Here is a 9,529-nt window from a genome sequence, read left to right on the forward strand (position 1 = left end):
CCGCCGGCACCGTCCTGCTGGCCGCCGGCGCGGGTGCCGTGGTCTACACCCGTCGCCGCCGCCCCACCGCCTGACGCCCGATCGACGACGGCCCTGATCGGCACTGCTCCGCACCGATCAGGGCCCGGGCGCACCACTGAGCCCCTGACCCCGCGTAAAGCGGCCGGTCAGGGGCTCCCGTGTGTGACTACGCGCCGGGCGCCGTCACGGGTTCACCGCCAGCACCACGAACTCCGCCAGCAGCGCCAGGTGCAGCGCCCCCTGGAGCAGCGTCGCCTTGCGCGGGATGACGGTCAGCGTGCCGAGCACGATGGTCAGCGTCAGCAGCACCAGGTGCGAGGGTTCGAGGCCGAGGACGAGCGGGCCCTCCAGCCAGGCGGAGGCGACCGCGACGGCCGGGATCGTCAGGCCGATGCTGGCGAGCGCCGAGCCGAGCGCGAGGTTGAGGCTGGTCTGCACCCGGTTGCGCGCCGCCGCGCGCAGGGCGGCGATGGTCTCCGGCAGCAGCACCATCAGGGCGATGATCACGCCGACCACCGCGTGCGGCAGCCCGGCGTCCTCGACGGCGGACTCGATGGTCGGCGAGACGCCCTTGGCCAGGCCGACCACCGCCACCAGCGCGACGGCGAGCAGCAGCAGGCTGACACCGGCGGCCCGCAGGGTCGGCGGGGTGGCGTGGTCCTCCTCGTCCTCGATCCGGCGGACCTTGCCCTCCGGGGTGACGGGCAGGAAGTAGTCCCGGTGGCGCAGGGTCTGGGTGGCGACGAACAGGCCGTAGACGACGAGCGAGGCGGCGGCCGCGTAGGCGAGCTGGGTGGTCGAGAACTGCGGGCCCGGGGAGCTGGTGGTGAAGGTCGGCAGCACCAGGCTGAGGGTGGCGACGGTGGCGATGCAGGCCAGCGCCGTGCCCGTGCCCTCGGCGTTGAAGACGGCGGTGCGGTACTTGACGGCGGCCACCAGGATGGACAGGCCGAGGATGCCGTTGCAGGTGATCATCACGGCGGCGAAGACGGTGTCGCGGGCCAGGGTGGAGGACTTGTCGCCGCCGTCCGCCATCAGGGTGACGATCAGCGCGACCTCGATCACGGTGACCGCCACGGCGAGGACCAGCGACCCGAAGGGCTCGCCGGACCAGTGGGCGATGACCTCGGCGTGGTGCACGGCCGAGAGCACGGCGCCGATCAGGAACACCGCGACGACGCCGACCACCCAGCCGGGCAGGTCCTTGTGCCAGGTCAGACCGAGGACGACGAACGACACCACCGGAACGACGACGGTCCATTGCGCGGCGGCCGCGCGGAGCTTCGTGATCATGCGCCCGAGAATGACAGACCGGAGGCCCGCCATCCGGTTGCCCGCGCCGCCGTACGGGCGGATGTGGCACAACTCATCCCGATTTGCCCGCTCACCCTCCGTAGTCGGCCAGAAAGCGCAGCACCTTCTCGACGTGCGGGCGCACCCGCTCGGGCACTCCCCCGGCCGCCGCGACGGTCTTGTCGCTCGTCCGGTAGGCCGCCGCCACCAGCGCGGGCAGGTCGCGCGTGAGGCCCCGGCCCTTGAGCCGCTGGTCGAGCCAGCAGGCGTAGTTGCCCATGGCGGCGATCGCGTCGCCCGGGTCGAGGTAGGACTTCGGGCCGGGGTGGGCGGCGGCGCGGGCCCAGGCGTCGAAGACGGCGGGCGTCCACATCGCGATGCCGTACTCGCCGGTCTCCGGGCGGGCGGCGTTCGGGTCGAAGCCGCTCTCGGCCTTGAGCATGGCGGCCAGCAGCGCCGGGGTGATCTCCGGCTCGGGGCAGCGGCGGGCGGCGTCCTCGATCATGCCCCGGTACGCGAGGGGGACGTCCGAGCCGGGCGGGATGGCGCCCGCCGGCCGCACGGGCGCGGCGTCCGCGGCGTCCGCGGCGGGTCCGGGCACGGGCTCGGGCTCGGGCGCGCCGACGAGCGCCAGGGCCGCCGCGGCACAGGCCAGCGCGACGGCCCGGGGCGCCCGCCGGGCCGGGGCCGCCGGGGTGCGGACGGCCCGCGCGACGAGGGCGGCGAGGTCCGTGCGCTCGCGCTCCTCGCGCGCCGGGGCGAGGCAGGCGGCGACCACCGGGCGCCAGTGCGCGGGCAGCGCCCCGTCCAGCCGCAGCGGGGCGGCGCCGCGCGCGTACGCCTGGGCCGCGAGGGAGCGGGCCCGGGCGGTGGCGCCGAGGAAGGGGTGGAGCCCGCCGGTGAGCAGCTGGTGGGCGATCACGCCGAAGGCCCAGACGTCGGCGCTGGGGCGCAGCACGACGCCCCGCGCGCCGGTGCGCTGGGACCACCACTCGGGCGGGACGTGGTCGGGCGAGCCGAGCGGCGGGGCGTAGGCGTGGGTGCCCTCCAGTTCGGTGGTGAGGCCGAAGTCGGCGATCTTGGCGGTGCCGTCGGGCATCAGCAGGATGTTGGCCGGTTTCAGGTCCCCGTGGACCCAGCCGGCGCGGTGCATGTGGCCGAGGCCGGAGCAGACCTCGGCGAGGATGCGGCCGGCCCCGGGGGCGGGGGTGCCGGGGCGGGCGGTGGCGAGGAGGTCCTGGAGGCTGCGGGCGGCGCGTTCCATCACCAGGGCGAGGGCGCCGTCCAGCGCCGGGTGGTCCGGGTCCTCGACGGTGAGGACGGCGAGGGTGCGGATCAGGTGGGGGTGGTCGGCCCGGAGACTGAACCGCTGTTCGCGCTGGGCGAGTTGGGCCATGGTGGCGCGCTGGCCGGGGCTGAGGCGGGCGGGGCCGAGGAGCTTGACGGCCACGGGCGCGCCGTCGGGGCCGTGGGCGGCGTGCACGCTGCCCCAGGCTCCGGCGCCGATCAGCGGGCCGAGGCGGTACCCGGCGAGGGGGTACCCCTCCGGCACGTCCGGGGGCCGCTCCCCCGGCGGGCGGGCGCCGGGGATCACGGGCGCAGCGGCGGACGGCGGGGCGGCAGCAGGGCCAGGTGTTCCTCCCGGACGAGGTCGAACTTCAGCGCCAGGGCGACGAGTTCCTCGCGCTTGCCGCCGCCCGGGCCCTCCTCGTACGGCTCGCGCAGCCGCAGTTTCGTCGCCGTCAGGTAGTCGATGTGGTAGTTGACGGCCGAGCGGGTCAGGCCCTGGCAGGCGGGCAGGGGGCGCAGCCGGGCGAGCACCTCGGTGGGCCCGGGGACGGCGGCGGCGGAGGGCGAGCGCAGCCGGGGCTCGCACAGGGCGAGCAGCACGAGGAAGTACTTGGCGGTCGGGTCGAGGGCGAAGGGGCTGACGGTGTGCTCGCCGTCGGCGCCCCGGCCGGGGCCATCCTCGAGGTAGGCGTGCTGCGGGGCGAAGACCTTGAAGGAGGCGGGTTCGCCGAGGGCGGGCAGCAGGACGCGGGAGAACTCGAAGGGGACGGGTGCGCCGAGGCGGCCGGGGGCGACCTTGACGTGCTCGCCGGCGCCTTCGAGGTTCTCGACCACGTAGGTGGCGGTGGCGCTGAAGTTGGACAGCCGCCAGTAGTCCTCGGCGGCGACGACCTCGCCCGCGCTGCGGGAGACCCCCTGGTCGGGCAGGGGGATGGCGGCGGGGCTGCCGGGCCGGCCTCGGCCGAAGACGGCGCTCTCGCCGGGGCCCATCCGCAGCAGGGCGGGGGCCGCTTCTGGATTCACCGGCCTTGCGGGGGGCGGGAGTTGGACGATGACGGTGTCCACGTGGGTACCTCCGTGGGATCGGGTCGATGGTATCCGTCCGATCCGGCGGACAGGCCTTCCGCCACCCGGACGAGTGACAGGTGGCGACGGTAAACCCTTGCAGCACAGACGAACTGATCATCCGTCAAGCAGACAGTTGTCCGTGTGCTGAACATCGGATAACGGTTGCAGGACGTAGTTGAACGATCACCTTGAGTGTGATGCAACACACAGTGGTCGTCCGTCCACTCGCTGTGCAAGACTCATCTCAAGGAGTGAGATTCCCTTAATTTCCAAGGAGGTTCATACCATGCGCACTCGGATCGCAGCTGTGCTGATGACGGTGGCAGGGATCGCTGGGCTCACCGCCGGGCCTGCCATGGCCACCACGGCAACGGCCGAGCCGGGCACCACGTCCTGCACCACGGTGCTCAACCACCCCTGCGTCTCGCACGAGCGGGACGTCCAGGGCGGCGTCGTCGGCGTCGCCCGGGTCTCCGCCGCCCCGGACCAGCTGACCCTCGTGCACGTCGAGGTCCGCACCCAGGCCGCCTGGGGCAGCCCCTGGGAGACCGTCGCCTCCGCCACCACCGTTCGCTACGGTTCGGCCGAGGCCACCACCCCCCGGGTGACCGGGATCAGCCTGCGCATGGTCTGCGCCACCGCCGGTCCGGCGCTGGACACCGCGCAGCAGGTCACCACCTGTACCAACCCCTTCTAGCCGAGGGCCCCCAGAGCGCGACCTCGCTGGATCCCCCACGTACCGGGGCCCTCGCGCCCCTTCCCCAGGCCCGGCCGCCGGGGCCCGCACCCCGGCCGGCCGGGCCGCCCCGTCCAGGGCTACGCAGATCGGACCATGCGGGCCACCTCGGTCAGCACCGCGCCCAGCGGCAGGGCGACCAGGGCCTCCGCCAGGTCGTCCCCCCGGGTCCGCCCCTGGTTGACGATCACCACGGGCGTGCCCGCCCGGGCGGCGTGGCGCACGAAGCGCAGGCCCGAGAGCACGGTGAGCGAGGAGCCCAGGACCACCAAGGCCTGGGCGGCGTCCACGAGTTCGAAGCAGCGCTGGACGCGGGGCTTGGGCACGTTCTCGCCGAAGAAGACGACGTCCGGCTTGAGCACTCCCCCGCAGACCGGGCAGGGGGCGATCCGGAAGCAGTCCACCAGGCCCGGCGCGAGCTCGGCGTCGCCGTCCGGGTTGATCTGGGCCGACTCCTCCCGGAACCCGGCGTTCAGCTCCTCCAGCCGGCCGTCCAGTTCGGCGCGCGAGCTGGTGCGCCGGCACTCCAGGCACACCACCCGGCGCAGCCCGCCGTGGAGTTCGACGGCGGTGCGGGTGCCGGCCGCGTGGTGCAGGCCGTCCACGTTCTGGGTGATCACGGCGGCCACGTGGCCCGAGCGGCGCAGCTGCTCCACCGCGTGGTGCCCGGCGTTGGGCTCGGCCCGCGCGATCGCGCGCCAGCCGACGTGGCTGCGCGCCCAGTAGCGGCGGCGGGCCGCGTCGCTGCCCGTGAACTCCTGGTACGTCATCGGCGTGCCGCGCCGGCGGCTGCCGCTCTCGCCCCGGTAGTCCGGGATGCCCGACTCCGTCGACAGCCCGGCCCCGCTGAGCACCACGACGCCCCGGGCGGCCAGCAGCCGCACCAGCGCGGCCAGGCCGGCCGCGTCGGCCGCCGTGGCGCCGGGGATCGTCATGTCGTTCAGGGTAGGACCGGGCCGTGGCCGGGCGCGAGTGCGGGTCTCAGCCGGTGACCTCGACGACCACGTCGTAGCCGCGCTGGCCCGGGGAGCAGAGCAGGGCCTCGCCGCAGACCGTGCGGGAGGCGGTGAGGTGCGCGGTGCCGGGCGTGCGGGCGGTGAAGGCGGCGGCGACGGTGCCGCAGCCCGCGCCGGGGCGGCAGGTGGGGCCCGCGGAGGTGGAGGGGGTGCCGGTCGGGGCGAGGACGTCGGGGGCGGAGCTGGCGACCGGGGACCAGTAGGTGCTGTGGAGGTCGACGGTGACCGTGGTGCCGACGGTGACCTTCAGGGTGGTGCGGTTGGTGTTCTCGTCGGCGGTGACGGCCTTCGCCGTGGTCGTGGTCGTGGGCGTGGGGGTGGCCGTCGGGCTGGGCGTCACGACGATCGCCGGGGTGGGCCCGGCGGGGGCCGGGGTGGACGGGCCGCAGCCGGCGAGGGCCAGGGCCAGGGCGGCGCAGGCTCCGGTCAGGGCGAGGGCGGCGGGTCTGCTCAGGTTCACGGTGGTTCCCTTGGTACCGGGTGAGGGTGGTGCGGATTCGACGTGCTGGAGGCCGGATCGGCTCCCGCCTCCTCCCCCGGATCTCCCCGGGTCTCCCCGGGTCTCCCCGGGTCTCCCGGGAGAAGAAAAGCGCACCGGGGCGGGCACGTGGCCCACCCCGGCGCGTGCGGCGCGGCGATCGTCAGGAGACGGTCACGTCGTCGTAGTAGGTGTAGGTCGGGTCACCCGGGTAGTTGTCGTCGTGGTTGGCCAGGGTCAGCGTGTAGCTGTGGCCGGGGGTGACGGTGGCCGTGGTGTTGGTCCAGGCGGCGCTCGCGGAGCAGGTCTTGGGCAGCACCGTGGTCGTGGTGCCGGTGGTGTTGTCCTTGAGGGTGGCCGTCGCCCAGTCGTAGGTCACGGTGTCCGGGCAGGTGTTGCTGTACCAGAAGGACAGCTTGCTGGAGCCGGTCGGGGCGGTGAAGGTCTGGGCCGCGGTGGAGTCCGTGGTCGGGTTGGAGGAGCCGAGCATCAGGCCGTACGAGCCGGTGTGGGCGGCCGCGGCGGGCGCGGAGGCGCTGCCGGTGGTGGTCCAGCCACTGGTGGAGCCGGTCTCGAAGCCGCCGTTGGTGACGGCGTTGCCGCCGCCACCGCTGGTGGACTCGGTCCAGGTGAAGGAGGTGCTGCCGGCGGCGCCGGTGGTGTCGGTCGCGGTGACCGTCACGCCGGAGGTGCCGGTGGCGGTGGGCGTACCGGAGATCAGGCCGGTCGAGGAGTTGATCGACAGGCCGGCGGGCAGGCCGGTGGCCGAGTACGTCAGCGTCTGGCCGGTGGCCGAGTCACTGGCGCTGATCTGCAGGCCGGCGGCGGTGCCGACGGTGCCGTTCTGGGTGCCCGGGTTGGTGACGGTCACGGTGTTGCCGTGGGTCAGGATGGCGTGCGAGATCGCGCAGGAGTTGGTGTCGTTCGACCAGCTGGCCTGCTCGGCGAAGGTGCCGTAGGAGCCGAACGAGACGTTCGCGGCGCCGCCGGTGGTGCCGGGCTTGAGCCAGGCGCACTCGTCGGAGTTCTCCTGGCCGTTGTAGCTGCTGCCGGTGACGTGGTTGGTCCAGCCGCCCGCCGGGTTCTGGTCGGACATCATCTCGTGCCACTCGTGGCCGAGGGTCATCGTCCAACCGTCCAGGGTTCCGGGCGAGTTGACGAAGCCCACGCCGCAGTTGGCGCCCTGGTCGATGTTGTACGGCTGGTTGGAGAACGCGATGTCGCCGTAGGGCGAGCTGGCCGCGCCGCCGGTGAGGGTGGTGTCGCCGTTCCAGTCGTGCCAGGCGCAGTACCCGGTGGTGGGGTTCTGGTAGTCGTCCGGGTTGGTGCCGTGCGGCGACAGGATGATGTAGTACGCGTCGCGGTTGGCGGCGGCGGTGGTGTTGCCGAAGTGGGCGGCCGCGTTGACGGCCTCCACCCCGAGCTGGTGGCCGGAGGCCTGGGCGGGCGAGGCGGCCGCGTTGTCGTACCAGACGCCGGAGAGCACGCCGCCGCTCTGGTACGGGACGAAGTTGGCGTTCGAGGGGCAGCTCACCGCGCCGGAGGCGACGTTGGGGCCGTCGCACCACTGGGTCAGGTCGGCGGACCAGGTCTCGCCGTTGGTGCCGATGCCCTTGAACATCTGCTGGGTGGCGCCGGCCGCGCCGGCCGAGTCGCCGGAGAACTTCGCGTTGCCGTTGGCGTCGGTGCTCTGGGTGCCCCACTGGCTGCCGTAGAAGACCAGGTAGACCTTGGAGTGGCCGCTCTGCACGCCGATGCCGTCGACGCCGCCCCCGTAGGAGAGCGTCTGCTGGCCGGTGGCCGCCGCCTGGTTGTGGGCGGCGACCCACTTCTTGTAGTTCTCGTGCTGCTGCTTGCCCGGCAGCGCGCCGTGGCGGTACTCGTGACCGCCCTGCTGGGGGCTCCAGGGGTTGAACTCGTTGGCCGTGCTGGACGCCACGCCGGGAATGTCCTGTGCGGCGGCCGGGCCGGCCGCGCCGGCGAGGCCGGCGGCGGCGAGCGCCAGGGACGCCATTCCGGTGAGCGCCGCGTACTTGGCGCGCCGCATTCTGCGGGAGTGACCCATGGTGAGGGTGCCCTCTCTCGTACCGATCGCCCGGGCGGTCAGGGCCGCGAGCGATCCCTTTGTGGGGGAAGTGGCCGACGACGAATTCCACCGGTCGGCGATTCCGGGGGGATTGATCCGCACGTTCGGAATTGCCGACCGGCGGTGGGGGCCGCCTGCTGGGCATGAAGGAAAGCAGAGCTGATGAACACTGGTCAACGGAGAAGGGTAAGGGTTCATTAAGAACGACTCCGGGCCAGGTGAAACCCCTTCAATTTGCTCGTGGACGACGGGGTTGACGCGCGTAACCATTCACTGAATACGACTCGGCGGGGAGGTTCCGGATTCGCCGGGTGCTCCATTCGCGGATGCGGGGAGATCCACCCGAATACGAACAGAATTCGGGCGGCTTCGACGGTTCGGGGCGACTCCCGGATTCCGGGCGGCGGGGGCGCTTCCGGTCGGGCGCGCTTCCGGACGCGCTTGCGGGCCCGCCCCCGCGGCCGCCCGGGGAGCGATCCGGGGGTGATCCGGGGACGGCCCGGGGACGGTCCCGGGTGGACCTGGGGGCCCCGAACACGGCAAAATGGTCTAGACCCCTGAGGTCTAGACCTCAGCTTTGTGCCAGCCTCGCCTCAGAACGGTGGACCGTATGGAAATCGTGATCGTCCCTGACCCCGCAGCGGCCGGCGAGCTCATCGCCGCGGCGATCACCGACCTGCTGACCGACAAGCCCGAGGCGCTCCTCGGCGTGGCCACCGGCTCCACGCCGCTGCCGATCTACCAGTCCCTCGCCGCCCGGGTCGCCGACGGCCGCCTGGACGCCTCCCGGGCCCGGATCTGCCAGCTGGACGAGTACGTGGGCCTGCCCGCCGGGCACCCCGAGTCCTACCGTTCCGTCGTGCTGCGCGAGGTCGTCGAGCCGCTCGGCCTGACCGAGGACTCCTTCCTCGGCCCGGACGGCAACGCCGAGGACATCGCCGCGGCGGCCTCCGCGTACGACCGCGCGCTGGCCGAGGCCGGCGGCGTGGACCTCCAGCTGCTGGGCATCGGCACGGACGGCCACATCGGCTTCAACGAGCCCTGCTCCTCGCTGTCCTCGCGCACCCGGATCAAGACGCTGACCCGTCAGACCCGGGTGGACAACGCCCGGTTCTTCGACAGCATCGACCAGGTGCCGCACCACGTGATCACCCAGGGCATCGGCACCATCCTGGAGGCCCGCCACCTGGTGCTGCTCGCCACCGGCGAGGCCAAGGCCGAGGCCGTCGCCCTGGCCGTGGAGGGCCCGCTGGCCGCCGTCGTTCCCGCCTCGGCGCTGCAGCTGCACCAGCACGCGACCGTGGTGGTCGACGAGGCCGCCGCCTCCAAGCTCAAGCTCGCGGACTACTTCCGCGACACCTACGCGGCCAAGCCGACCTGGCAGGGCCTGTAGGCCTCACGCGGGGCCCTGGACCCTGGGCCCGAACGACCGGGGTGGGGGGGGGGGCGGGGCGCCCCGGGGCCGCCCCCCCCGGGGGGGGGGGGGGGGGGGGGGGTGGGGGGGGGCGGGGGGGGCGTGGGGGGAGAGTGGGCGAGTGGCG

Annotated in this window: 8 protein-coding genes; 2 read left to right on the forward strand and 6 right to left on the reverse strand. The window is 73.7% G+C overall.

Annotated features, from left to right (window positions below):
* Positions 1-204: 204 nt before the first annotated feature.
* The 3 genes from ACIRRS_RS17000 to ACIRRS_RS17010 all read right to left on the reverse strand — a co-directional run bounded on the left by ACIRRS_RS17000 (position 205) and on the right by ACIRRS_RS17010 (position 3,669).
* The gene (locus tag ACIRRS_RS17000; RefSeq protein ID WP_402971137.1) at positions 205-1,314 is read right to left on the reverse strand and encodes a calcium:proton antiporter; all 1,110 of its coding nucleotides are present in this window, start codon (positions 1,312-1,314) and stop codon (positions 205-207) included.
* A 91-nt stretch (positions 1,315-1,405) separates the two neighbouring features.
* The gene (locus ACIRRS_RS17005; RefSeq protein WP_402971140.1) at positions 1,406-2,908 is read right to left on the reverse strand and encodes a serine/threonine-protein kinase; all 1,503 of its coding nucleotides are present in this window, start codon (positions 2,906-2,908) and stop codon (positions 1,406-1,408) included.
* Positions 2,905-3,669 (reverse strand): serine/threonine protein kinase, encoded by a 765-nt coding sequence (locus tag ACIRRS_RS17010; RefSeq protein ID WP_402971143.1) that lies wholly within the window; start codon positions 3,667-3,669, stop codon positions 2,905-2,907. Before ACIRRS_RS17010 ends, ACIRRS_RS17005 begins: the two co-directional genes overlap by 4 nt.
* A gap of 289 nt (positions 3,670-3,958) precedes the next feature.
* Here ACIRRS_RS17010 and ACIRRS_RS17015 point away from each other — a divergent pair, with 289 nt between their 5' ends.
* Entirely contained in the window at positions 3,959-4,369 is a 411-nt protein-coding gene (locus ACIRRS_RS17015; RefSeq protein WP_402971146.1) for a hypothetical protein, read from the forward strand.
* A 119-nt stretch (positions 4,370-4,488) separates the two neighbouring features.
* Here ACIRRS_RS17015 and ACIRRS_RS17020 read toward each other — a convergent pair whose 3' ends face one another.
* From ACIRRS_RS17020 to ACIRRS_RS17030, 3 genes are all read right to left on the reverse strand, one after another.
* A complete protein-coding gene (locus ACIRRS_RS17020; protein ID WP_402971149.1) occupies positions 4,489-5,343 on the reverse strand; it encodes an NAD-dependent protein deacetylase in 855 nt (284 codons plus the stop codon).
* A gap of 46 nt (positions 5,344-5,389) precedes the next feature.
* The gene (locus ACIRRS_RS17025; protein ID WP_402971152.1) at positions 5,390-5,884 is read right to left on the reverse strand and encodes a hypothetical protein; all 495 of its coding nucleotides are present in this window, start codon (positions 5,882-5,884) and stop codon (positions 5,390-5,392) included.
* A 181-nt stretch (positions 5,885-6,065) separates the two neighbouring features.
* Entirely contained in the window at positions 6,066-7,949 is a 1,884-nt protein-coding gene (locus ACIRRS_RS17030; RefSeq protein WP_402971155.1) for a putative Ig domain-containing protein, read from the reverse strand.
* Between the two features lie 649 nt (positions 7,950-8,598).
* Here ACIRRS_RS17030 and nagB point away from each other — a divergent pair.
* Positions 8,599-9,381 carry a glucosamine-6-phosphate deaminase gene (gene nagB, locus ACIRRS_RS17035; protein WP_402971157.1) on the forward strand — a complete coding sequence of 261 codons (783 nt, stop codon included), beginning with the start codon at positions 8,599-8,601 and terminating at the stop codon, positions 9,379-9,381.
* The last annotated feature ends 148 nt before the right edge of the window (positions 9,382-9,529 follow it).

The organism is Kitasatospora sp. NPDC101183, assembly GCF_044767945.1.
Lineage (GTDB): Bacteria > Actinomycetota > Actinomycetes > Streptomycetales > Streptomycetaceae > Kitasatospora.